This is a genomic window from Streptomyces sp. NPDC001709, assembly GCF_053596375.1.
In genome coordinates this window covers 346,352-373,331 of record NZ_JBSFGB010000008.1, presented here as the reverse complement: position 1 = coordinate 373,331, position 26,980 = coordinate 346,352, and the positions used below count along the sequence as shown (strand labels likewise).

Below are 26,980 nucleotides of genomic sequence, written 5' to 3'. Positions count from 1 at the left end.
CGACAACAACACGATTGTACAGCCGGACAACACGCATGTCACCGACGCCCCGTCGCGCCCCTGGCGGCCCGGCTCGCCGGACTGCCGGAGGCCGAGCGCACCCAGACCCTGATCGACCTGGTCCGCGCGCACGTCGCGGCCGTCCTGGGCCATTCCTCGGCGGCGGAGGTCGAGCCCGACCGGGCCTTCAAGGACCTCGGCTTCGACTCCCTGACCGCCGTCGAACTCCGCAACAAGGTCAACACGGCGACCGGCCTCGCGCTGCCGTCCACGCTGGTCTTCGACCACCCCAACGCCACGGCGCTCGCCCGCTTCCTGCAGAGCGAGCTGCTCGGATCGCAGGCCGCCGCGCCGCAGGAGCAGCACGCGGCCGCCGCCGACGACGAGCCCATCGCCATCGTGGCGATGAGCTGTCACCTGCCCGGCGGCGTCGACTCGCCCGAAGCCCTGTGGGACCTGGTCACGTCCGGCGGCGACGCCATCTCCGCGTTCCCGTCGGACCGCGGCTGGGACGTCGACGCCCTCTACGACCCCGACCCCGATCGCCCCGGCAAGACGTACGCGCGCGACGGCGGATTCCTCTACGGCGCCACCGACTTCGACGCCGGCTTCTTCGGGATCTCGCCGCGCGAGGCCCTGGCGATGGACCCGCAGCAGCGCCTGTTGCTGGAGACCTCGTGGGAGGCCTTCGAGCGGGCGGGGATCGCCCCCGCGCAGCTGCGCGGCAGCCGGACCGGCGTCTTCGTCGGCATGGCCTACCAGGGCTACGGAGCCGATGCGCGCCGCACTCCGGAAGGCGTCGAAGGACACCGTCTCGTCGGCGGCGCGTCCAGCGTCGTCTCCGGCCGGGTGGCCTACACCTTCGGCCTCGAAGGCCCCGCCGTCACGATCGACACGGCCTGCTCGTCGTCCCTGGTGGCCCTGCACCTGGCCATGCAGTCGCTGCGCACCGGCGAGTGCACGATGGCCCTGGCCGGCGGCGTCACCGTCATGGCCGGCCCGAACGTCTTCGTGGAGTTCAGCCGGCAGCGCGGCCTGTCGCCCGACGGCCGTTGCAGGGCGTTCGGCGCGGACGCGGACGGCACCGGCTGGTCCGAGGGCGTCGGCGTGGTGCTCGTGGAGCGCCTCTCCGACGCCGTGCGCAACGGCCACGAGGTCCTCGCGGTCGTGCGGGGCAGTGCGGTCAACCAGGACGGCGCGTCCAACGGCCTGACCGCGCCGAACGGTCCGGCGCAGCAGCGGGTCATCCGGCAGGCGCTGGCCTCCGCCGGGCTCGCTCCCGGCGACGTGGACGCCGTCGAGGCCCACGGCACCGGTACGACGCTCGGTGACCCGATCGAGGCGCAGGCGCTGCTCGCCACGTACGGCCAGGAGCGGCCCGAGGAGCGGCCGCTGTGGCTGGGCTCGCTGAAGTCCAACATCGGCCACACGCAGGCCGCGGCAGGCGTGGCCGGTGTGATCAAGATGGTGATGGCGATGCGCCACGGCGTCCTGCCGCGCACCCTGCACGCGGACGAGCCGACGCCGCACGTGGACTGGTCGGCCGGTGACGTCCGGCTCCTGACCGAGGACATCGACTGGCCCGAGTCGGACCGCCCGCGCCGCGCCGCGATCTCGTCCTTCGGGGTCAGCGGCACCAACGCCCACACCATCATCGAGCAGGCGCCCGCCACGGCGGAGCTGCCCCCCACACCCGACTCCGGCGCACTCGTGCCGTGGGTACTGTCGGGCAAGGGCGAGCCGGCGCTGCGCGCCCAGGCGGCCCGGCTGGCCGGCCACCTCGATAGGACGGAGAGCTGGACGGCTTGCGACATCGGCCTCTCCCTCGCCTCCCGCGAGACGTTCGAGGACCGCGCGGTGCTCCTGGCACAGGGCCCGGACGAGCTCCGGCAAGCCCTCACCGCTCTCGCCACCGGCGAACCGGCGGCGAACGTGACGCTGGGACGCGCCCGCTCCCAGGGCAAGGTCGGGTTCCTGTTCTCGGGTCAGGGCTCGCAACGCCTGGGCATGGGGCGTGAGTTGTACGAGGGGTTCCCCGTCTTCGCCGATGCGTACGACGAGGTGTGCGCGCGTCTGGACGCACCGGTCGATGTCGACGCCGAGACGCTGGACCGGACCGGGTGCGCTCAGCCGGCGCTGTTCGCGGTCGAGGTGGCGCTGTTCCGCCTCCTGGAATCGTGGGGTGTGCGGCCGGACTTCGTGGCGGGTCACTCGGTCGGTGAGATCGCGGCCGCGCATGTGGCGGGCGTGTTGTCGCTGGACGACGCCGTGAAGCTGGTGTCCGCGCGTGCGGCGCTGATGCAGGCCTTGCCCGCGGGCGGCGCGATGGTGGCGGTTCAGGCGGGCGAGGACGAGGTGCTGCCGCACCTGACCGACGGCGTCGGTATCGCGGCGGTCAACGGTCCGCGGTCCGTCGTGGTCTCCGGAACCGAGGACGTCGTACGGGAGATCGCCGAGGTCTTCACCCGACAGGGCCGCAAGACCTCCCGCCTGAAGGTCAGTCACGCGTTCCACTCGCCGCTGATGGACCCGATGCTGGAGGAGTTCGCCGAGGCGATCCGTGGTCTGGTTTTCAACGAGCCGCGGATTCCGGTGGTTTCGAACCTCACCGGCCGGCTGGCCGAGCCGTACACCCCCGAGTACTGGGTCCGGCACGTCCGTGAAGCAGTGCGTTTCGCCGACGGCATCGAGACCCTCGGCGACCTGGGTGTGACCACGTTCGTGGAGATCGGCCCCGGTGGCGTCCTCAGCGCCCTGGCGCAGGCCTGCGCGGACGACACGGTCGCCGTGCCCCTCCTGCGCGGTGGCCGCCCCGAGCAGCAGGCCGTCGTCACCGCGCTCGCCGAACTGCATGTGCACGGCGTCTCCCCGGACTGGCAGGCGCTCTTCCCCGGCGCCCACCGTGTCACCCTGCCCACCTACGCCTTCCAGCGTGAGCGCTTCTGGCTGGAAGGGGACGGGCACCTGGCCGCCGACGGCACCCCGGACGAAGCGGCGGACTCCGGCTTCTGGGACAGCGTCGAGCGCGAGGACGCGGAGTCCCTCGCCGCGTCCCTCGGCGTCAGCGCGGACGCCTCGCTGAGCGCGATCCTGCCCCGGCTGTCCGCGTGGCGCCGTCAGCGCCGCGAGCAGTCCGTGGTCGACGGCTGGCGCTACCGCGTCACGTGGCAGCCGCTCGGCGCGCTCCCGCAGCCCGGCGCGTCCGGGACCTGGCTGCTCGTCGTGGCACGGGAGACCGAGTGGACGGCCTCGGTCCACACCGCGCTCGGCGAGCGCGGCCTGGAACTGGTGACGCTCGCCACCGGGCCCGGCACCGACCGCGCGACGCTGGCCCGCGAACTGGCCGGCATCGGCCCGGTGGCCGGCGTGCTGTCCCTGCTCGCCGAGGACGAGAGCGCCTCGCCCGGTCACCCCGGCCTGTCGCACGGCCTCGCCGCGACCCTCTGCCTGGTGCAGGCGCTCGGCGACGCGGGTGTCGACGCCCCGCTGTGGTGCGCCACGCGCGGCGCGGTGGCCACCGGCCGCTCCGACCGGGTGGACCGCCCGCTGCAGTCGCAGGTGTGGGGCTTCGGCCGGTCGGCGGCGCTGGAATACCCGAAGCGCTGGGGCGGACTGCTCGACCTGCCTGATCGGCTGGACGCCCGTACCGCGACCCGCGTGGCTGCCGTCCTCGGTCAGGCGGCCGAGGACCAGGTGGCGGTCCGCGCCTCGGGCGTCTTCGGGCGCCGGCTCGTCCGGGCCGCCCGCGCGACGGGCCCCGCCCAGGGGTGGTCGCCGCGCGGCACGGTGCTGATCACCGGTGGTACGGGTGCGCTGGGCGGGCACGTGGCCCGCTGGCTCGCCGGTGCGGGTGCGGAGCACCTGGTGCTCACCAGCCGCCGCGGCCCCGCGGCGCCCGGAGCCGCCGAACTCGTCACGGAACTGCGGGAACTCGGCGCGACCGCGACCGTCGTCGCCTGCGACGCGGCCGACCGGGACGCCCTGCGGGCGCTGCTGGCCGAGCACCCCGTCAACGCCGTCGTCCACGCCGCGGGCATCGGCGACCACGTCATGATCGAGGACTCCGACCCGGCCGCGTTCGCCGGCACGGTGGCGGCCAAGGCCGCGGGTGCCACGCACCTGGACGAACTGCTGGCCGGTCAGGAACTCGACGCGTTCGTCATGTTCTCCTCGGGCGCCGGCATCTGGGGCGGCGCCGGCCAGGGCGCCTACGCGGCGGCCAACGCCTACCTGGACGCCCTCGCCGCATACCGGCGCGCACACGGGCGCACCGCGCTCGCCGTCTCCTGGGGCGGCTGGGCCGAGGGCGGCATGGCCGGCGTCGGCGACGGGGAGGAGATGCTGCGCCGCCGCGGCCTGCCGCCCATGCGGCCCGCCCTCGCGATCTCCGCGCTCCAGCAGGCGCTGGCCGACGACGAGACCGCCCTCACCGTCGCCGACTTCGACTGGGAGCGGTTCATCGGCCCGTTCACCGTCACCCGCCCCAGCGCCCTGCTCTCCGACGTGCCCGAGGCGCGCCGCGCCCTGGAGGCCCCGGCCTCCGGCGGCGCCGAAGCCGGCAACGCGCTCGCCGCGAAGCTGACCGGGCTGCCGGCGGGCGAACAGGACCGCACGCTGGTGGACCTCGTCCGCATGCACGCGGCCACCGTGCTCGGCCACGACGGCGCCGCGGCGGTGGAGCCCGGCCGGGCGTTCAACGACCTCGGCTTCGACTCGCTCACCGCCGTCGAACTGCGCAACAGGCTCACGGCCGACACCGGCCTGAAGCTGCCCACCACGCTGGTCTTCGACTACCCGAACGCCACGGCCCTGGCCCGGTTCCTGCGCGTCGAACTGCTCGGTCCGCAGGACGCCGCACGGCAGGAGCAGCGCACGGCCGCCGCCGGCGACGAGCCCATCGCGATCGTGGCCATGAGCTGTCGCCTCCCCGGCGGCGTCGGCTCGCCCGAGGACCTGTGGCAGCTCGTGACGTCCGGCGGTGACGCGATCTCCGGCTTCCCCGAGGACCGCGGCTGGGACATCGAGGACCTCTACGACCCCGACCCGGGCACCCCGGGCAAGACGTACGCGCGCGACGGCGGTTTCCTCTACGACGCGGGCGACTTCGACGCCGCACTGTTCGGGATCTCGCCGCGCGAGGCGCTCGCGATGGACCCCCAGCAGCGCCTGCTGCTGGAGGCCTCGTGGGAGGTGTTCGAGCGGGCCGGGATCGACCCGGCCGCCCTGAAAGGCAGCCGCACCGGCGTGTTCGTCGGCATGTCCTACCAGGGCTACGGCGCGGGCCTGCCGCAGGTCCCGGAAGGCGTCGAGGGCCACCTGCTCACCGGCGGCGCCGCGAGCGTCGTCTCCGGGCGCGTGGCCTACTCGTTCGGCCTGGAGGGTCCGGCCGTCACCGTCGACACGGCGTGCTCGTCGTCGCTGGTCGCCCTGCACCTGGCCATCCAGTCACTGCGCAACGGCGAGAGCACCATGGCCGTCGCGGGCGGTGTGAACGTCATGGCCGTACCGGCCGCGTTCGTGGAGTTCAGCCGGCAGCGCGGGCTGTCCGCCGACGGCCGCTGCAAGGCGTTCGGCGCCGGCGCGGACGGCACCGGCTGGGCGGAGGGCGTGGGCGTGGTGCTCGTGGAGCGCCTGTCCGACGCCGTGCGGGCCGGCCACGAGGTCCTCGCGGTCGTGCGGGGCAGTGCGGTCAACCAGGACGGCGCGTCCAACGGCCTGACCGCGCCGAACGGTCCGGCGCAGCAGCGGGTGATCCGGCAGGCCCTGGCCTCCGCCGGGCTGACCGAGGCCGATGTCGACGCGGTGGAGGCGCACGGCACGGGCACCGCCCTGGGTGACCCGATCGAGGCGCAGGCGCTGCTCGCCACGTACGGCCAGGAGCGGCCTCAGGACCGGCCGCTGTGGCTGGGCTCGCTGAAGTCCAACATCGGTCACGCCCAGGCGGCGTCCGGTGTGGCCGGTGTGATCAAGATGGTGATGGCGATGCGCCACGGCGTCCTGCCGCGCACCCTGCACGCGGACGAGCCGACGCCGCACGTGGACTGGTCGGCCGGTGACGTCCGGCTGCTGACGGAGGCCGTCGACTGGCCGGAGACGGGCCGGCCGCGCCGGGCCGCCGTGTCGTCCTTCGGTGTCAGCGGCACCAACGCCCACACCATCATCGAGCAGGCACCGGTGGCCGAACCGGCCGTCGTCGCACCGGTCGACGTCGCCCCGGCGACCGTGCCGTGGGTGCTGTCCGGCAAGTCCGAGGCCGCGCTGCGCGCCCAGGCCGAGCGCCTGCTGTCCCTCACCGCCGACGGCACCGAACCGTCCCTCACCGACGTCGGCTTCTCCCTGGCCACCACCCGGGCCGCCCTGGAGCACCGCGCCGCCGTGGTCGGTGCCGACCACGGCCGGATCGCCGAGGGCCTGCGCGCCCTGGCCTCGGGGACGCCCGCTCCCGGCGTCGTACTCGGCCGCGCCGACGCAGGCCAGGTGGGCTTCCTGTTCTCCGGGCAGGGCTCGCAGCGCACCGGCATGGGACGGGAACTCTACGAGGCGTTCCCGGTCTTCGCGGAGGCGTACGACGAGGCGTGCGCCCACCTCGACCGGCACCTCGACCGGCCGCTGCGGGACGTGGCGTTCGGCGAGAACGGTCACGAGGACGGCGAGGAGCTGAACCGCACCGCCTTCACCCAGCCCGCGCTGTTCGCGCACGAGGTCGCCGTCCACCGCCTGCTGGAGTCGTGGGGCGTGCGGCCGGACTACCTGGCCGGGCACTCCGTGGGCGAGATCGCGGCCGCGCACGTGGCCGGGGCCCTGTCGCTGGAGGACGCGGCCGCACTGGTGACGGCTCGTGCCGCGCTGATGCAGGCCCTGCCCGCCGGCGGGGCGATGATCGCCGTCCAGGCCACCGAGGACGAGGTCCTGCCGCACCTCACCGACGACGCCGACATCGCGGCGATCAACGGCCCGCGGTCCGTCGTGGTCTCCGGAGCCGAGGACGCCGTAGCGGCCGTCGCGGACGTCTTCGCCCGACAGGGCCGCAAGACCTCCCGGTTGACGGTCGGTCACGCGTTCCACTCGCCGCTGATGGACCCCGTGCTGGAGGACTTCGCCCGCGTCGTCGGCGGTCTGCGCTTCGAGGCGCCCCGGATCCCGGTCGTCTCGAACCTCACCGGTGAGCTCATCGACGCGTACACGGCGGACTACTGGGTCCGCCACGTCCGCGAGGCCGTACGCTTCGCCGACAGCATCCGGACCCTGGGCGAGCTGGGCGTGACCGCGTTCGTGGAGACCGGCCCCGGAGCGGTCCTGAGCGCCCTGGTCCAGGGCTGCCTGGACGACGCGGTCACCGTTGCCTCCACACGCTCCGGCAGCTCCGAAGCCGAGGCGATCACCGGCGCCGTCGCGCAACTCCACATCCACGGCGTCCCCGTCGACTGGCAGGCGTTCTTCGCCGGTCGCGGCGCCCGGCGTACCGACCTGCCGACCTACGCCTTCCAGCACCAGCGGTACTGGCTCCAGGCCACCGCGCCCACGGCCGCCGCCGTCGCGGGGACCGGCGCCGTGGAGGCCGGGTTCTGGGAGACGGTGGAGCGCGAGGACGCCGAGTCCCTCGCCGCCACCCTCGACCTGCCCGCCGAGCAGCTGGACATGGTGCTGCCCCGGCTGTCCGCATGGCGTCGGCAGCAGCGCCGGGAGTCCGCCGTGGAAGGCTGGTCCTACCGCACGGGCTGGAAGCCGCTCAGTGGCTTCCAGGCGCACCAACTGCCGGGCGACTGGCTGTTCCTGGCCACCGAGGAGCCCGAGGCCGTCGAGTGGACCGCCGCAGTCGCCGACGGGCTCGCCGCCCGCGGGGCCCGGCTGGTCCGGGTGGCGGTCGACCCGGCCGCCGACCGCGGCGCACTTCTGCGGCAACTCGGCGACGCCGTCCGAAGGACCCCGGTCGACGGTGTCATCTCCCTGCTCGGCACCGACGAGCGGCCCCACCCCCAACACCCGGCCCTCTCCGTCGGCACCGCGCTGTCCCTCGCGCTCGTCCAGGCCCTGGGCGACGCGGGCATCGACGCCCCGCTGTGGGCGCTGACCAGGTCCGCCATGTCCACCGGCCGGGCGGACGCGGTGCCGAGCGCCGCCCAGAACGCCGTCTGGGGCCTCGGCCGGGTCGCCGCGCTGGAGCACGCGCAGCGCTGGGGCGGTCTGATCGACCTCCCGGGCACGGTCGACGACCGGGTCGCCGGCCGCCTCGCGGCGGTCCTCGGCCAGTCGGCCGAGGACCAGGTCGCGATCCGCGCCCGCGGCGTGTTCGGCCGCAGGCTCTCCCACACCGCCACCCGCCGGAACACCCGGGCCGGGCAACGGTGGTCGCCGCGCGGCACGGTGCTGATCACCGGTGGTACGGGCGCGCTGGGCGGGCACGTCGCCCGCTGGCTCGCCGGTGCCGGAGCCGAACACCTGCTCCTCACCAGCCGCCGCGGCCTCGACGCCCCGGGTGCGGCGGATCTCGCCGCAGAGCTGACGACGACGGGTGTCCGTGTCACCGTCGCCGCGTGCGACGTCGCCGACCGTGCGGCGCTCGCCGCGCTGCTCGCCGAGCACCCGGTGAACGCCGTCGTCCACACGGCGGGCGTGGACCACCTGGAGCCGCTGGACGCCATGACGCCGGACGCCTTCGCCGACGTGCTGTCCGCCAAGGCAGCCGGCGCCCTGCACCTCGACGCGCTCCTCGCCGACAGGGACCTCGACGCCTTCGTCCTCTTCTCGTCCATCGCCGGCGTGTGGGGCAGCGGTTACCAGGCCGCCTACGCGGCGGCCAACGCCCTCCTCGACGGGCTCGCCGAACGCCGCCGGGCCCAGGGCCTGCCGGCGACCGCCGTGGCCTGGGGCCCATGGGCCGGCGGCGGCATGGCCGAGGGCGACGGCGCGGACGAACGACTGCGCCGCCGCGGCCTGATCCCGATGCCCGCCGCGCTCGCCGTGGCCGGCCTCCGACAGGCCCTGGACTCCGGCGAGGCGACCACCATGGTGGCCGACGTCGACTGGGAGCGGTTCCTGCCCCCGTTCACCGTGGGCCGCCCGAGCGCCCTGCTCGGCGACCTCCCGGAGGCCGAGCGGATCCTCACCGCGGGCAGCACCGCCGGCGAGCCCGGCACGGCCGCCGCCTCGCCCCTGGCCGACCGCCTCACCGGGCTGCCCGGGACCGAGCAGCACGCGCTGCTGCTCGACCTCGTCCGCAGCCACGCGGCGGCCGTCCTCGGCCACAGCGGCACCGGCGAGGTCGAGGCCGACCGGGCCTTCAAGGACCTGGGCTTCGACTCCCTGACCGCCGTCGAACTGCGCAACAGGCTCAACGCAGAGACCGGCCTCGTCCTGCCCACCACGCTGGTCTTCGACCACCCCAACGCCCAGGCACTCGCCCGGCAGCTGCGCACCGAGCTCACCGGCCGCACCGCTGCGGCAGCACCGGAGACGGCGACCGCACCCGCCGAGGACGACGACCCCATCGCGATCGTCGGGATGGCGTGCCGGTATCCGGGCGGGGTGCGTTCGCCGGAGGACCTGTGGCAGCTGGTGGCCGCCGGTGGCGACGCCGTCGGCGACTTCCCGGCGGACCGCGGCTGGGACGTGGACGGCATCTACGATCCGGACCCGGAGGCGACGGGGAAGACGTACGCGCGGCACGGTGGATTCCTGTACGAGGCGGGGGAGTTCGATCCGGGGTTCTTCGGGATCAGTCCGCGTGAGGCCGTGGCGATGGATCCGCAGCAGCGCCTGCTGCTGGAGACGACGTGGGAGACGTTCGAGCGGGCCGGTATCGACGCGGAGTCGGTGCGTGGCAGCCGTACCGGAGTCTTCGTCGGCTCCGGCTACCAGGACTACGCCGCCCAGGCCTTCCACGCGATCGACGACTCCGAGGGCTTCTTCGGCACGGGCAACTCCGCGAGCATCATGTCCGGCCGCATCGCCTACACCCTCGGCTTGGAAGGACCGGCCGTCACCGTCGACACGGCGTGCTCGTCGTCGCTCGTCGCCCTGCACTGGGCGGTCCAGGCCCTCCGCAACGGCGAGTGCTCCATGGCGCTGGCCGGCGGCGTGATGGTCATGTCCACCCCGCGGGCCTTCGTGGAGTTCAGCCGCCAACGCGGGCTGGCCCCGGACGGCCGGTGCAAGGCGTTCGGCGCCGGCGCGGACGGCACCGGCTGGGCGGAGGGTGTCGGCATGCTCCTGGTGGAGCGGCTGTCCGACGCCCGCCGCAACGGGCACCGGGTGCTGGCCGTGGTGCGGGGCAGTGCCGTGAACCAGGACGGGGCGTCCAACGGCCTGACCGCGCCCAACGGCCCCGCGCAGCAGCGGGTCATCCGCCAGGCGCTCACCTCCGCGGGCTTGACCACCGCCGACATCGACGCGGTGGAGGCGCACGGGACGGGGACGAAGCTGGGTGACCCGATCGAGGCGCAGGCACTCCTCGCCACCTACGGGCGGGAGCGGCCGGAGGGCCGGCCGTTGTGGCTGGGTTCGCTGAAGTCCAACATCGGTCACGCGCAGGCCGCCGCGGGTGTGGGCGGCATCATCAAGATGGTCATGGCCATGCGCCACGGCGTTCTCCCGCGGACCTTGCACGTGGACGAGCCGACGCCGCACGTCGACTGGTCGGCCGGTGACGTCCGCCTGCTGACCGAGGCCGTGCAGTGGCCGGAGACCGAACACCCCCGCCGGGCTGCCGTGTCGTCCTTCGGTGTCAGCGGCACCAACGCCCACACGATCATCGAGCAGGCGCCGCCCCAGGACGAGGAGCCCGCCGAAGCTCCCGCCGGCGGCCCCCTGCCGTGGGTGCTCTCCGCCAAGAGCGGCGCTGCGCTGCGCGACCAGGCACGACGATTGCTGGCCTTCGTCCAGGACGACACGTCAGCGGCCGATGTCGGCTATTCACTGGCCACCACCCGCAGCGCCCTGCGCCACAGGGCGGCCGTCATCGGCGAGAGCTGTGACGACTTCCGCCGCCAACTGGGCTGCCTGGCCGCCGGAACGCCGTCCCCCGGAGTCGTCCAGGGCCGGCCGGGAGGCAAGGTCGGCTTCCTGTTCTCGGGTCAGGGTTCGCAACGCCTGGGCATGGGGCGTGAGTTGTGCGAGGGGTTCCCCGTCTTCGCCGATGCGTACGACGAGGTGTGCGCGCGTCTGGACGCACCGGTCGATGTCGACGCCGAGACGCTGGACCGGACCGGGTGCGCTCAGCCGGCGCTGTTCGCGGTCGAGGTGGCGCTGTTCCGCCTCCTGGAATCGTGGGGTGTGCGGCCGGACTTCGTGGCGGGTCACTCGGTCGGTGAGATCGCGGCCGCGCATGTGGCCGGGGTGCTGTCGCTGGAGGACGCGGCGAAGCTGGTGTCCGCGCGTGCCGCGCTGATGCAGGCGCTGCCCGCCGGCGGGGCGATGGTCGCCGTCCAGGCGACCGAGGAAGAGATCCTTCCCCACCTGACCGACGGCGTCGGTATCGCGGCGGTCAACGGGCCTCGGTCCGTCGTGGTCTCCGGCGCCGAGGATGCCGTACTGGAGATCGCCGAGGTCTTCACCCGACAGGGCCGAAAGTCCTCCCGGTTGAAGGTCAGTCACGCGTTCCACTCGCCGCTGATGGACCCGATGCTGGAGGAGTTCGCCGAGGCGGTCCGTGGTCTGGTCTTCAACGAGCCGCGGATTCCCGTCGTTTCGAACCTCACCGGTCGGCTGGCCGAGTCGTACACCCCCGAGTACTGGGTCCGGCACGTCCGCGAGGCGGTCCGCTTCGCTGACGGCCTGCACACCCTGCACGAGCTGGGTGTGACCACGTTCGTGGAGATCGGTCCCGGCGGCGTCCTGAGCGGCATGGCGCAGGGCTGCGTGGACGAGGCCGTCACCCTGCCCGTCCTGCGTGCCGACCGCCCCGAGCGGCAGGCACTCGTGACAGCCGTGGCCCAACTGCACACGCACGGCGTGCCCGTGGACTGGGCCGTGTTCTTCGCCGGTGCGCACAAGACCGACCTGCCGACCTACGCCTTCCAGCACGAGCGGTACTGGATCGACGCCCCCGAAACCGCGGCTGCCGCGGCGCTGGACCCGGTGGACGCGGAGTTCTGGGAGACCGTGGAGCGCGAGGACCTGCAGGCCTTCGCCGAGACCCTGGACATCGGGGCAGACGACGCGTTCAGCGACGTACTGCCGAGGCTGTCGTCGTGGCGGCGGCAGCGCAAGGAGCAGTCCACCGTGGACGGCTGGCGCTACGGCGTCACCTGGAAAGCGATACCCGAACCCGCCCCGGAGGGCCCTGCCCGGAACGGTATGTGGCTGGTTCCGGTCAGCGCTGCGCAACTCGGCGACGACTGGGTCACCGGCTGCCTCCGCGGGCTGACCGAACGGGGCCTGGCCCCGCTGCCGGTCCCGGTCGAGCCGGCCACCGGCCGTGAGGACCTGACCGCGCAGCTCACCCGAGCGGCCGGTGACGAGCCCGTGGCGGGTGTCCTGTCCCTGCTTGCCGTCGATGGCGAGGCCGCCCCGGCGGCCGCCGCACTGACCTCCGGCGTCGCGCTGTCCGTCCTGCTCGTCCAGGCCCTGGGCGACGCGGGCATCGGCGCCCCGCTGTGGTGCGCGACCCGGAACGCGGTGGGCGTGGGCCCCGCCGACGAGGTGGCGGACCCGTACCAGTCCCAGGTCTGGGGGCTGGGCCGGGTGGCGGCGCTGGAGCACGCCCAGCGCTGGGGCGGTCTCGTCGACCTTCCCGGCACGGTCGACGACCGGGTCGCGGGCCGCCTCGCCGCGGTGCTCGGTCAGTCGGCCGAGGACCAGGTCGCGATCCGCGACCGAGGGGTGTTCGCGCGGCGCCTGTCGCGGCTGCCCGCCCGGAGCGATGGTTCGTGGTCGCCGCGCGGCACCGTCCTGATCACCGGTGGCACCGGTGCGCTGGGCGGGCACGTGGCCCGCTGGCTCGCCGGTGCCGGTGCGGACCACCTGGTGCTCACCAGCCGGCGCGGTCTCGACGCACCCGGCGCCGCCGGTCTCAAGGCCGAGTTGGAGGAGGCGGGCGTGCGCGTGACCGTCGCCGCCTGTGACGTGGCGGACCGCGAGGCGCTGGCCGCGCTGCTCGTCGAGCACCCGGTGAACGCCGTCGTCCATACGGCCGGCACCGCCGAGGCGGGCATGCTCGCCGAGACGAGCCTCGGCGACTTCGCGGCGACGGTCGCCGCGAAGGCCCTCGGGGCCGTGCACCTCCACGAACTGCTCGGCGATCAGGAGCTGGACGCCTTCGTCCTCTTCTCCTCCGTCTCCGGCGTGTGGGGAGGCGGCGGGCAGGCCGCTTACTCGGCCGCGAACGCCTTCCTCGACGGCCTGGCGCAGCATCGGCGGGCCCGGGGCCTCGCCGCGACCGCGATCGCCTGGGGCCCGTGGGGCGAGGGCGGCATGGTCGCCGACGCCGGGGACGAGGAGCGGCTGCGGCAGCGCGGCCTGACCGTCCTGCGGCCGGACCGGGCGATCTCCGCGCTGCACGGTGCGCTGAGCGGCGGGGAGGGCATGGTGACCGTGGCGGACGTGGACTGGGAGCGGTTCGTCGTCCCGTTCACCGTCAGCAGGCCGAGCGCGCTGCTGAGCGACCTGCCCGAGGTCAGGGACGCCCTCGCAGAGGGGCCCGCCGGGCGGGCCGGGGAGCCTTCCGCGCTGAAGGAGAAGCTGGCCGCGTTGTCCGAAGGGGAACAGCAACGCCTGCTCGTGGACACGGTGTGCGCGCACGCGGCGGCCGTACTCGGCCACAGCGGCTCCGCGGCGGTGGAACCGGACCTGGCGTTCCGGGACCTTGGCTTCGACTCGCTGACCGCGGTGGAGCTGCGCAACCGGCTCACCGCCGACACCGGGCTGACCCTGCCGGCGACGCTGGTCTTCGACCACCCGACGCCCGAGGCGATCGCCCGTCACCTGCGCAGTGAACTCGTCGGCGAGACGGGCCCGGACGAGGTGTCGGTCTTCAGCGAGCTCGACCGGCTGGAGACGGTGATCTCGACGGCCGCCTCCGCCGAGGAGACGGTCCGGTCAGGGGTGCGCAGGCGGCTGCAGGAACTCCTGTCCCTGGTGAACTCCGCCGGCGGGCAGGGCGCGGAATCCGCCGATGCGCAGCGGCAGCTGCAGGACGCGACGGTCGACGACATCTTCGATCTGATCGATCAAGATCTAGAAAATTCCTAGTTCTTGGCGCTCTACCTTTAACGACAGCCGAGGACGGATGAGGCGGATGAGCAGCAACGAAGACAGGCTCCTCGAATATCTCAAGCGCGTCACCGGAGACCTTCGTCAGGTCCGGGAGCGCCTTCGCGAGGTCGAGGAGAAGGACCAGGAACCCATTGCGATCGTCGGGATGGCGTGCCGGTATCCGGGCGGGGTGCGTTCGCCGGAGGACCTGTGGCAGCTGGTGGCCGCCGGTGGTGACGCGGTCGGTGAGTTCCCGGCGGACCGGGGCTGGGACGTGGAGGGCATCTACGACCCGGACCCGGAGGCGACGGGGAAGACGTACGCGCGGCACGGTGGATTCCTGTACGAGGCGGGGGAGTTCGATCCGGGGTTCTTCGGGATCAGTCCGCGTGAGGCCGTGGCGATGGATCCGCAGCAGCGGTTGCTGCTGGAGACGACGTGGGAGACGTTCGAGCGGGCCGGTATCGACGCGGAGTCGGTGCGTGGCAGCCGTACCGGAGTCTTCGTCGGCTCCGGGTACCAGGACTACGTCAACCTCCTCGTCGGGGTGGGCGGCGAGTCCGACGGCCATCTCGGGACCGGCAACTCCGCAAGCGTGATGTCCGGCCGCATCGCCTACACCTTCGGCCTGGAGGGACCGGCGGTCACCGTTGACACGGCGTGTTCGTCGTCGCTGGTGGCGCTGCACTGGGCGATCCAGGCGCTGCGCGGCGGCGAGTGCTCGATGGCGCTGGCCGGCGGCGTGCAGGTGATGACCACGCCCACCGCGTTCGTGGAGTTCAGCCGTCAGCGCGGGCTGGCCCCGGACGGCCGGTGCAAGCCGTTCGCCGCCGGCGCGGACGGCACCGGCTGGGCGGAGGGTGTCGGCATGCTCCTGGTGGAGCGGCTGTCCGACGCCCGCCGCAACGGGCACCGAGTGCTGGCCGTGGTGCGGGGCAGCGCCGTCAACCAGGACGGGGCGTCCAACGGCCTGACCGCGCCGAACGGTCCGGCGCAGCAGCGGGTCATCCGCCAGGCCCTGGCGTCGGCCGGCCTGTCTCCCGCCCAGATCGACGTCGTGGAGGCGCACGGGACGGGGACGAAGCTGGGTGACCCGATCGAGGCGCAGGCACTGCTCGCCACCTACGGGCGGGAGCGGCCGGAGGGCCGGCCGTTGTGGCTGGGTTCGCTGAAGTCCAACATCGGTCACGCGCAGGCCGCCGCGGGTGTGGGCGGCATCATCAAGATGGTCATGGCCATGCGCCACGGAGTGCTCCCGCGGACCTTGCACGTGGACGAGCCGACGCCGCACGTGGACTGGTCGGCCGGTGGCGTTCGCCTGCTGACCGAGGCCGTGCAGTGGCCGGAGACGGATCACCCCCGCCGTGCCGCCGTGTCGTCCTTCGGTGTCAGCGGCACCAACGCCCACACCATCATCGAGCAGGCGCCGGCCCAGGACGAGGAGCCCGCCGAAGCTCCCCCCGGCGGCCCCCTGCCGTGGGTGCTCTCCGCCAAGAGTGACGCGGCGCTGCGGGCCCAGGCGGCCCGGCTGCTGTCCTTCGTACGGGGCGAGGTCCGGCCGCAGGACGTCGGGTTGTCGTTGGCCACGACCCGCGCGGCCATGCGTCACCGGGCCGCGATCGTGGGGGAGGACCGTGCGGAACTCCTGCTGGGACTGGAGGACTTGGCGGCCGGGGCCCCTTCGCCCCGTGTGCTGCTGGGGCGCCCGGCCGGCGGAAAGACCGGCTTCCTGTTCTCGGGTCAGGGTTCGCAGCGGATCGGCATGGGGCGCGAGCTGTACGCGGCGTTCCCCGTCTTCGCCACGGCCTACGACGAGGTGTGCGCGCACCTGGGTGCCCCCGTCAACGTCGATGCCGAAACGCTCCACCGGACCGGGTGCACCCAGCCGGCGCTCTTCGCGGTCGAGGTGGCCCTCTTCCGGCTCCTCGAATCTTTAGGCGTCCGGCCCGACTTCGTCGTGGGCCACTCCGTGGGCGAGATCGCCGCCGCGCACGTGGCCGGTGCGCTGTCCCTCGACGACGCGGCGAAGCTGGTGTCCGCCCGCGCCGCGCTGATGCAGGCCCTGCCCGCGGGCGGCGCGATGGTTGCCGTGCAGGCCGCCGAAGAGGAAGTCCTGCCCCACCTCACCGACGGGGTGAGCATCGCCGCGGTCAACGGCCCCTCGTCCGTGGTGGTTTCCGGTGACGAGGCGGAGGCCCTGGCGATTGCGGCGGCCTTCGCCGAGCAGGGCCGCAAGACGTCCCGGTTGAAGGTCAGCCACGCGTTCCACTCGCCGCTGATGGACCCGATGCTGGAGGAGTTCGCCGAGGTCGTCCGTGGCCTGGCCTTCGAGAAGCCGACGTTACCCGTCGTCTCCAACCTCACGGGTCAGCTCGTCGAGGCCTACACCCCCGAGTACTGGGTCTGGCACGTCCGCGAGGCCGTCCGCTTCGCCGACGGCGTGAGCACCCTGCACGGCCTGGGCGTGAAGACCTTCGTCGAGATCGGCCCGGGCGGTGTCCTCAGCGGCATGGCGCAGGGCTGCCTGGACGGCGCCGTCACGGTGCCGATGCTGCGGGCCGACCGCCCCGAGCGGCAGGCGCTCGTCACGGCTCTCGCGCACCTGCACACCCACGGCGTGGCGGTGGACTGGAGCGTGTTCTTCGCCGGTGCGCACAAGACCGACCTGCCGACGTACGCGTTCGAGCACGAGCGGTACTGGATCGACGCCCCTGAAACCGCGGCTGCCGCGGCGCTGGACCCGGTGGACGCGGAGTTCTGGGAGACCGTGGAGCGCGAGGACCTGCAGGCCTTCGCCGAGACCCTGGACATCCAGGCAGACGACGCGTTCAGCGACGTACTGCCGAGGCTGTCGTCGTGGCGGCGGCAGCACAAGGAGCAGTCCGCTCTCGACGACCGGCGCTACCGCGAGTGGTGGAAGCGCCTGGGCGAGGTCGCTCCGGCCGGCATTGGCGGCACCTGGCTGCTGGCCGTGCCGGAGGAGGAGAACGAGCAGACCGCCGCGGTCCGCACCGCGCTCACCGCTCGCGGCGCCACTCTGAAGACGCTAGTCGTCGGCGCGTCGAGCGACCGCGCCGCTCTGGCCGGGGAACTGGCCGGGACCGGGCCCGTCGACGGCGTGCTGTCCCTGCTCGTCACCGGCGACCCCGTGCTGCCCACCCTGCTGCTCGTCCAGGCCCTGGGCGACGCGGGCGTCGACGCCCCGCTGTGGTGCCTCACCTCGGGCGCGGTGGCCGTGAGCGGCTCCGACGCCGTACGAGACGCCCGGCACGCCCAGGTCTGGGGCCTGGGCCGCACCGTCGCCCTGGAGCTGCCCCGGCGCTGGGGCGGCCTGATCGACCTGCCGGAGTCCCTCGACGACCAGGCCGCCGCACGCCTGGCCGGCGTGCTCGGACAGGCGCTGACGGGCCGGTGGGAAGAGGACCAGCTCGCCGTCCGCGCCTCCGGCGTCTTCGCCCGGCGGCTCACCCACGCACCGGCACGGGCGGCCACCCGCCGCTGGCAGCCCCGTGGGACCGTCCTCGTCACCGGTGGTACGGGCGCGCTGGGCGGCCACGTCGCCCGCTGGCTGGCGCGCGGCGGCGCCGAGCACCTCGTCCTCACCAGCCGCCGGGGCGCGGACGCCCCGGGCGCCGCGGCCCTGCGGGACGAACTGGAGGCCCTCGGCGCCCGCGTCACGCTCGCCGCCTGCGACATGGCCGACCGCGACGCCGTGGCGGCCCTGCTCGCCGAGCACGCCTTCACCGCCGTCGTGCACGCCGCCGGAGTCGCCGACGCCGGCATGGTGGACGCCACCACCCCGGACGCCTTCGCCGCCGCGCTCGCCGCCAAGGCCGGCGGCGCGGCGCACTTGGACGAGCTGCTGGGCGACCGGGAGCTGGACGCCTTCGTCCTCTTCTCCTCCATCTCCGGCGTCTGGGGCAGCGGCGGCCAGGCCGCCTACGCCGCCGGCAACGCCTTCCTCGACGCCCTCGCCCGGCAGCGCCGCGACCGCGGCCTCACCGCGACCGCCGTCTCCTGGGGCCCCTGGGCCGACGGAGGCATGGTCGAGGACGGCGACGACGAGGAGCGGCTGCGCCGCCGCGGCCTCCGGGCGATGACCCCCGCATCGGCGATCACCGCCCTGCAGCGCGCGCTCGACCGCGACGAGACCGTGCTGACCGTGGCCGACGTGGACTGGTCGCGCTTCATCGTGCCGTTCACCCTCGGCCGGCCCAGCCCGCTGCTCGGCGACCTCCCCGAGGTGCGCGCGACGCTCGCGCAGGACGCCGCCGAGACGGGCCACGGCTCCGGGGCGCTCGCCGAGAGCCTGGCCGGGCTGTCGCACGAAGACCGCGCACACGCCCTCGTGGACCTCGTGCGCACGCACGCCGCCGCCGTCCTCGGCCACCGGGGAGCGGGCGCCGTCGAGGCCGACCGGCCCTTCAGGGACCTCGGCTTCGACTCCCTGACCGCGGTGGAACTCCGCAACCGGATCAACGAGGCCACCGGCCTCGCCCTGCCCACCACGCTGGTCTTCGACCACCCCACGGCCGCCGACCTTGCCACCCACCTGCTCGCCGAACTCACCGGCGGCCAGGACGCGAAGGCCACGCCCGTGGCAGCCGCCGCGGTGCTGGACGAGCCGATCGCCATCATCGGGATGGCCTGCCGCTACCCGGGCGGCGTGCGCTCGCCCGAGGACCTGTGGGAGCTGGTCGCCTCCGGCCGCGACGCGATCTCCCGCTTCCCCGGCAACCGCGGCTGGGACGTCGAGGCGCTCTACCACCCGGACCCCGACCACACCGGCACCACGTACACCACCCAGGGCGGATTCCTGCACGACGCGGACGAGTTCGACCCCGCGGTCTTCGGTATCAGCCCGCGCGAGGCCGTCGCCATGGACCCGCAGCAGCGCCTGCTGCTGGAGACCACCTGGGAGGCCTTCGAGCGCGCCGGCATCGCCCCCGACGCGATGCGCTCCACCAGCACGGGCGTCTTCATCGGCTCCGGCTACCAGGACTACACCGGCCGCCCACTGAAGGTGCCCGACGGGGTCGAGGGCTACCTCCCCAGTGGCAACGCGGCCAGCGTGATCTCCGGCCGGCTCTCCTACACCTTCGGCCTGCAAGGCCCCTCCGTCACCGTCGACACCGCGTGCTCGTCCTCGCTGACCGCCCTCCACCTCGCCGTGCAGGCGCTGCGGGGCGGCGAGTGCTCCATGGCACTGGCCGGCGGCGTGATGGTGATGGCCGGACCGTCCGCGTTCACGATGTCGAGCCGGCAGCGCGCGCTGGCCGCCGACGGCCGCTGCAAGGCGTTCTCCTCGTCCGCCGACGGCACCGGCTTCGCCGAGGGCGTGGGCCTGGTCCTGGTGGAGCGGCTGTCCGACGCCCGCCGCAACGGGCACGAGGTCCTGGCCGTCGTGCGGGGCAGCGCCGTCAACCAGGACGGCGCCTCCAACGGCCTGACCGCGCCCAGCGGCAAGGCTCAGCAGCAGGTCATCCGGCAGGCGCTGGCCAACGCCCGGCTCGCCCCGGACGACGTGGACGCCGTGGAGGCCCACGGCACCGGAACCCGGCTCGGCGACCCGATCGAGGCGCAGGCGCTGCTGGCCACGTACGGCAAGGAGCGTTCCGGAGGCCGGCCGCTGTGGCTGGGCTCGCTGAAGTCCAACATCGGCCACGCGCAGGCTGCGGCGGGCGTCGGCGGCGTCATCAAGATGGTGATGGCCATCCGCAACGGCGTCCTGCCGAAGACGCTGCACATCGACGAGCCGACCCCGGACGTCGACTGGGCCGGCGGGAACGTACGCCTGCTGACCGAGCAGACCGCCTGGCCCGACCGGGACAGGCCCCGGCGCGCGGCCGTCTCCTCGTTCGGGATGAGCGGCACCAACGTGCACACCATCATCGAGCAGGCCCCGCAGACCGCGCCCGCCGCCGAGGGCGAGCAGACCCCCGTAGCGCAGGACGCGACCGCCGCCCGGCCCGTGGACGTGGTCCCGTGGGCGCTGTCCGCGAAGACCGTCCGGTCCCTGCGTGAGCAGGCCCGCCGGCTGCTGAACCACCTCGACCGCACCGAAGGGCTCTGTCCGTCCGACGTCGGCCGCGCCCTCCTCACCACGCGGACGCAGCTGGAGCAGCGGGCCGTGGTCGTCGGCCACGACCGGCACGAGCTGCGGGCCGGGCTCGCGGCGCTCGCCGACGGCGAACCCGCGGACACCGTGGTCCAGGGCACCGCCGCGGCCTTCGGCAAGGTCGCCTTCGTCTTCCCCGGCCATGGCTCGCAGTGGACGGAGATGGCCCGGGACCTTCTGGAGACCTCCCCGGTCTTCGCCGAGCAGGCGAAGGCCTGCGCCGAGGCGTTCGCCCCCTACCTCGACTGGCCGTTGCTCGACGTCCTGCGCGCCGAGCCCGACGCGCCGGACGTGGCCGAGGTGGAGATCGCCCAGCCCGCGCTGTTCACGGTGATGGTGTCGCTGGCCGCCCTGTGGCGCTCCTACGGTGTGAAGCCCGCCGCCGTCGTCGGCCACTCGCAGGGCGAGGTCGCCGCCGCGTACGTCGCCGGGGCACTCACGCTGGACGACGCGGCCCGGATCGTGGCCCTGCGCAGCCGCGCGCTGACCAAGCTCATCGGCAAGGGCGCGATGCTGGCGGTCGCCATGCCCGCCGACCGGGCCCGCGCGAGGCTGGAGAAGTACGGTGACCGGTTGTCGGTCGCCGCCGTGAACGGACCCGCCGCCCTGACCGTCTCGGGAGAGCCCGGCGCGGTCGACGAACTCCTGGCGGAACTCGAAGCCGAGGGCGTGCGCGTGCGCAAGGTCCGCGGCGCCACCGGCGCCGGGCACTCCGCCCAGGTCGAGAGCCTGCGCGCCGAACTCCTGGAGCTGCTGGCCCCGGTCGCGCCGCGCGCGGCCGACGTCCCCTTCTACTCCACGGTGACCGGCAGCGTGCTGGACACCACCGCCCTGGACGCCGAGTACTGGTACCGCAACGCCCGCCGCACCGTGGAGTTCGAGCGGACCGTACGGACGCTGCTGGACGACGGGCACGGGGTGTTCGTGGAGTGCAGCCCGCACCCGCTGCTGGCCGGCGCCGTGCAGGAGATCGCGGAGGAGGCCGGTGCCGACGCCGTGACCGGCGCCTCGCTGCGCCGGGACCAGGGCGGCATGGACCGCTTCCTGCGCTCCGTGTCCGAACTGCACGTGAGCGGCGTGCACGTGGACTGGACGGTCCCCTTCGCCGGGCGGCCGGTACGGAGCGTGGACCTGCCCACGTACGCGTTCCAGCGGCAGCGGTACTGGCTGGAGAGCGCCGAGCCGGTGCCCGCGGGCGCCGATCCGGTCGAGGCCGGGTTCTGGGAGCTGGTGGAGAACACGGACCTGTCCGGGCTCGCCGGTGAACTCGGGGCGGACGACGCCGCGCTCATCGGCCCGGCGCTGCCGGTGCTGTCCGCGTGGCGTCGGCGCAGCCGCGAGAAGTCCACGGTGGACGGCTGGCGCTACCGCGTCTCCTTCCGGCGGCTGACCGACCACCCGGCCCCCGGCCTGGACGGTCTCTGGCTCGCGGTCCTCCCCGCCGGACTCGCGGACGAGCAGTGGGCGCCCTGCGTCGTCGGCGTGCTCGGCGCCCACGGCGCCAAGGTGCGGGTCGTCGAACTCCCCGCCGACTGCGACCGCGCGCAAGCCGCGAACCGGCTCGCCGAGGAACTCGGCGGCGAACAGCCCGCCGGTGTCCTGTCGATGCTCGGCCTCGCCCCCGGCTGCCACCCGGCCCACCCGACGCTGTCCGCGAGCCTCGCCACGACCGTCACCCTGTTGCAGGCGCTGGGCGACATCGACGTCCAGGCACCGCTGTGGTGCGCGACCCGCGGAGCGGTGTCCACCGGAGTCACCGACCCGCTGTTCGACGCCGGCCAGGCACAGCTGTGGGGCCTGGGCATCGTCGCCGCACTGGAGCTGCCCCGGCGCTGGGGAGGTCTCGTCGACCTGCCCGAGAAGCTGGACGCGCACGCGCTGCGCCGCCTGGCCGGAGCGCTGGCCCAGCACGACGAGGATCAACTGGCCGTACGTGCCGACGGCGTGTACGGCCGGCGGCTGGTCCGGGCGCGGCCCGCCGACGTGGAGCCCGCGACACCGTGGCAGCCCCGCGGCACCGTCCTGGTCACCGGCGGCACCGGCGGCGTGGGCCGGCACCTCGCCCGTTGGCTGGCCGGCGCCGGCGCGCAGCACCTGGTGCTCACCAGCAGGAGCGGGCCCGACGCCCCCGGCGCGCGGGAACTGCACGCGGAGCTGACCGCCCTGGGCGCCGAAGTGACCATCGCCGCCTGCGACATCGCCGACCGTGCCGCGGTCGCGCGGCTGCTCGCCGGCATCGAGTCCCGGCACCCGCTCACCGCGGTGCTGCACGCCGCCGGCACGGCACGGTCGTCCGTGCTGGCCGACGCCGGTCTCGACGAGTTCGCCGAAGCCGCGGCCGCCAAGGTCACCGGCGCCCTCCACCTCGACGCGCTGCTCGACGGCCGTGAGCTGGACGCGTTCGTCCTCTTCGCCTCCGGAGCCGGCGTCTGGGGCAGCGGTGGGCAGGCCTCCTACGCCTCGGCCAACGCCTTCCTCGACGCCCTGGCACTGCGGCGGCGGGCCCGCGGCCTGACCGCGACCTCCATCGCCTGGGGCGGCTGGGCGGGCGGCGGCATGGTCGACGACGCGGTCCAGGAGCGCGGCGAGCGGCGGGGCCTGGGCGTGATGGCCCCCGAACTCGCGATCTCCGCCCTGCGCCAGGCCGTCGAGCACGACGAGGCGGCCCTCACGGTCGCCCCGATCGACTGGGAGAAGTTCCTGCCCGCCTTCACCGTGGGACGGCCCAGCCCGCTGCTGGCCGACCTGCCCGACGTACAGCGGCTCCTGGGGGCCGAGCAGGCCGCCGGTGAGGAGACCGGCGCCGACGCGGCGCTGGCGACGGAGCTAGCCGGACTCGCCCCGGCCGAGCAGGAGGAGCGGCTGCTGGAACACGTCCGCTCCCAGAGCGCCGTGGTCCTCGGTCACGCGTCGGCCGAGGAGGTGCTGCCCACCGCGCACTTCCTGGAGCTCGGCTTCGACTCGCTCACCGCGATCGACCTGCGCCGGCGCCTGTCGGCGGCGACCGGTCTGCGCCTGCCCGCCGGACTGGCCTTCGACCATCCCACGCCCGCCAGGCTCGCCAAACACCTGCTGACGCGGCTCCAGGCCGCCGGCAGCGGCTCGGCGGAGGAGCAGCCCACCGACATGCTGGTGCAGCTCTACCGGCACGCCAGCGAGAACGGAACGGCCGCCGAGGCCATGGGGATGCTGATGGAGGCGGCCCGCTTCCGGCCCTCGTTCGAGCGGCCCGAGGACCTGGCCCAGCGGCCCGCCCCGGTGCGGTTGTCGCAAGGCGACCGTCCCCTCGCGCTGATGTGCTTCTCGCCGTACGTCGTACCGGCCGGCGCGCACCAGTACGCGCGGTTCGCCGCACGCTTCCGCGACCGGCTGGACGTGTGGGGGTTGGTCCACCCCGGCTACGAGAAGGGCGAGCCGGTCCCGTCCGATCCGGACGTCGTGCTCCGGCTGCACGCGCAGACCGTACGGGAGTGCGCCGGAGGCAAGCCGGTCGTCCTGCTCGGCTACTCCTCGGGTGGCTGGATCGCCCACGGCGTGGCGGCACACCTGGAGGCCATGGGCGAGCAGCCGGCGGCCGTGGTGATGGTCGACAGCTTCAGCCGCGAGGTCCCCTTCGACCACCAGGTGCTCAACGCCATGGCCCAAGCGCAGTCGCAGCGCCTGGACTACATGAGGTCCGGCGGCGAACAGCTCACCGCGATGGGCCGCTACATGCGCCTGTTCGACGACTGGGCCGCGCCGGAGATCGCCGCGCCGACCCTCCTCGTACGGGCGAGCGAGCCCATGGCGGCCGGCGCCGCGGACGGCGACGGGCGCGCGGCACCGCCCGAGCACGTGGACACGACCGTCGAAGTGACCGGAAACCACTACTCGATGTTGGAGGACCACGCCGGCACCACCGCGGCGGCGGTGGATTCCTGGCTGGCGGACGTCGTCACCGATCAGTCCGGCCCCGCCGCGCCTTGAGGACGCAACGACCGTATGACCGGCCCGCGACCACCGCGAGCACTCCAGACCCGGACAGAGCAGATGTGGGAGTGAAAACATGACGAAGGCTCTCTACGAGATCGGCGAGACCCCGCCGCTCGGTGAGGTCCCACGACAGATGTACGCCTCGGTGATCCGCCAGAACCGCTTCGGAGAGCCGAAGCAGGCGTTCCGCACCGAAGTCGTCGACACCCCCCAGGTGGGCCGGGGCCAGGTGCTGGTCTACGTGATGGCCGCCGGGATCAACTACAACAACGTGTGGTCCTCGCTGGGCAAGCCGGTCGACGTCATCGGGATGCGGCAGCGCCAGGGCCAGCCCGAGGACTTCCACATCGGGGGCTCGGAGGCCTCCGGCGTGGTGTGGGCCGTCGGCGAAGGCGTCCGCAACGTCAAGGTGGGGGACCACGTGCTGCTCACCAGCGGCCAGTGGGACGAGACCGCCGCGGACATCCGGATGGGCACGGACCCTCTGGTCTCGGAGAGCATCAAGGCCTGGGGGTACGAGACCAACTACGGCTCCTTCGCGCAGTTCTGCCGCGTCGACGAGTACCAGTGCCACCCCAAGCCCACCCATCTGTCGTGGGAGGAGTCGGCCGCCTTCCTGCTCACCGGGCCCACCGCTTACCGGCAGCTGTTCGGCTGGCAGGGCAACACGGTCCGCCCCGGCGACCCCGTCCTGATCTGGGGCGGCGCCGGCGGCCTCGGCTCGATGGCCATCCAGCTCGTCAGGCTGGCCGGCGGCATTCCGATCGCCGTGGTCTCCAGCGAGGACCGCTCCGAGCACTGCCGCCGCCTCGGGGCGGCGGGCACCATCAACCGCCGCGACTTCCACCATTGGGGCCGGCTGCCCGACGCCGGGGACGCCGAGGCCTCGGCGCGGTTCCTGCGCGGCGCTCGCGGGGTCGGCAAGAAGATCTGGGAGATCCTCGGTGAACGCAAGTCCCCGCGGATCGTGTTGGAGCACAGCGGCCAGGACACCCTGCCGACCTCGATGTACCTGTGCGACAACGCCGGCATGGTGGTGATCTGCGGTGGCACCTCCGGCTACAACGGCGACGTCGACCTGCGCCACCTGTGGATGCGCTCCAAGCGCCTCCAGGGCTCGCACTACGCCGACACCCGTCAGTGCCGCGAGGTCATCAACCTCGTCGGCGCCGGCATGCTCGACCCCTGCCTGTCCGTCTGCGACGGCTTCCAGGACATCGGCCGCATGCACCAGATGATGCACGACAACGTGCACCCCTCGGGGAACATGGCCGTCCTCGTGAACGCGCCCCGGCGCGGCGAGACCACGCTCGCACTCGCCGCCGCCTGACCGTCCCCGTACGCAGGAACCACCCCTCCCGAGCACAAGGAGAGTCATGCCCGAGCCCACCGCCGACGCGCCCGCCGTTCCCAAGGCCCGCAGCTGCCCGTTCCTGCCGCCGGACGGCATCGCCGACATCCGGGCGGCCGCCCCGGTGACCCGGGCCACCTTCACCAGCGGCCACGAGGCGTGGCTGGTGACCGGCTACGAGGAGGTGCGCGCCCTGCTGCGCGACCCCTCGTTCAGCGTCCAGGTGCCCCACGCGCTGCACACCCAGGACGGCGTCGTCACCCAGAAGCCCGGACGCGGCAGCCTGCTCTGGCAGGACGAGCCGGAGCACACGTCGGACCGCAAGCTGCTCGCCAAGGAGTTCACCGTCCGGCGCATGCAGGCGCTCCGGCCCAACATCCAGCGCATCGTCGACGAGCACCTCGATGCCATCGAGGCCCGGGGCGGCCCGGTCGACCTGGTGAAGACCTTCGCCAACCCGGTGCCGTCGATGGTGATTTCCGACCTGTTCGGTGTCCCGGTCGAGCGCCGGGCGGAGTTCCAGGACATCGCCGAGGCAATGATGCGGGTCGACCAGGACGCCGCCGCCACGGAGGCCGCCGGCATGCGCCTGGGCGGGCTGCTCTACCAGCTCGTCCAGGAGCGCCGGGCCAACCCCGGTGACGACCTGATCTCGGCGCTGATCACCACCGAGGACCCCGATGGCGTCGTCGACGACATGTTCCTCATGAACGCGGCCGGCACCCTGCTGATCGCAGCCCACGACACCACCGCCTGCATGATCGGCCTCGGTGCCGCGCTGCTCCTCGACCGCCCCGACCAGCTTGCCCTGCTGCGCGAGGACCCGTCGCTGGTCGGCAACGCGGTCGAGGAGCTGCTGCGCTACCTCACCATCGGCCAGTTCGGCGGTGAGCGCGTCGCCACCCGGGACGTGGAGCTCGGTGGCGTGCGCATCGCCGAGGGCGAGCAGGTCGTCGCGCACGTCCTCGCCGCCGACTTCGACCCCGCCTTCGTGGAGGAGCCGGAGCGTTTCGACATCACCCGCCGTCCCGCCCCGCATCTGGCCTTCGGCTTCGGCGCACACCAGTGCATAGGCCAGCAACTCGCCCGGATCGAGCTGCAGATCGTCTTCGAGACCCTGTTCCGCCGCTTCCCGACCCTGCGCCTGGCCAAGCCCGTCGAGGAGCTCCGCTTCCGCAGCGACATGGTTTTCTACGGCGTGCACGAGCTGCCCGTCACCTGGTGACCTCCGCACCACGGCCCACTTCCACAGGGGATCAGCGCCCGTGGACCGCGTGCGCTGATCATGCCGTCCGCCGCCGCCTCGCCGCGGCTGTCCCGCCGCTGCGGCGGCCTTCGCGCCCACTGCC

4 protein-coding genes are annotated in these 26,980 nt (G+C 73.8%); all 4 read left to right on the top strand.

The genetic code is table 11. The annotated features are described in order from the left end of the window. Positions 1–60 precede the first annotated feature (60 nt). The 4 genes from ACWC0C_RS15885 (at position 61) to ACWC0C_RS15870 (ending at position 26,856) form a co-directional block, all read left to right on the top strand. Positions 61–14,187, top strand: coding sequence for a type I polyketide synthase (locus ACWC0C_RS15885; protein ID WP_450864517.1), 14,127 nt, complete (start codon positions 61–63; stop codon positions 14,185–14,187). Positions 14,188–14,233: 46 nt separating this feature from the next. After that, complete coding sequence (locus ACWC0C_RS15880; RefSeq protein ID WP_450864505.1) at positions 14,234–24,274, top strand: type I polyketide synthase; 10,041 nt, start codon at positions 14,234–14,236, stop codon at positions 24,272–24,274. A 79-nt stretch (positions 24,275–24,353) separates the two neighbouring features. Continuing rightward, a complete protein-coding gene (gene ccrA, locus ACWC0C_RS15875) occupies positions 24,354–25,610 on the top strand; it encodes a crotonyl-CoA carboxylase/reductase (protein ID WP_450864504.1) in 1,257 nt (418 codons plus the stop codon). Between the two features lie 46 nt (positions 25,611–25,656). After that, positions 25,657–26,856: a cytochrome P450 gene (locus ACWC0C_RS15870; RefSeq protein ID WP_449196093.1), complete on the top strand. Its 1,200-nt coding sequence runs from the start codon at positions 25,657–25,659 to the stop codon at positions 26,854–26,856. The last annotated feature ends 124 nt before the right edge of the window (positions 26,857–26,980 follow it).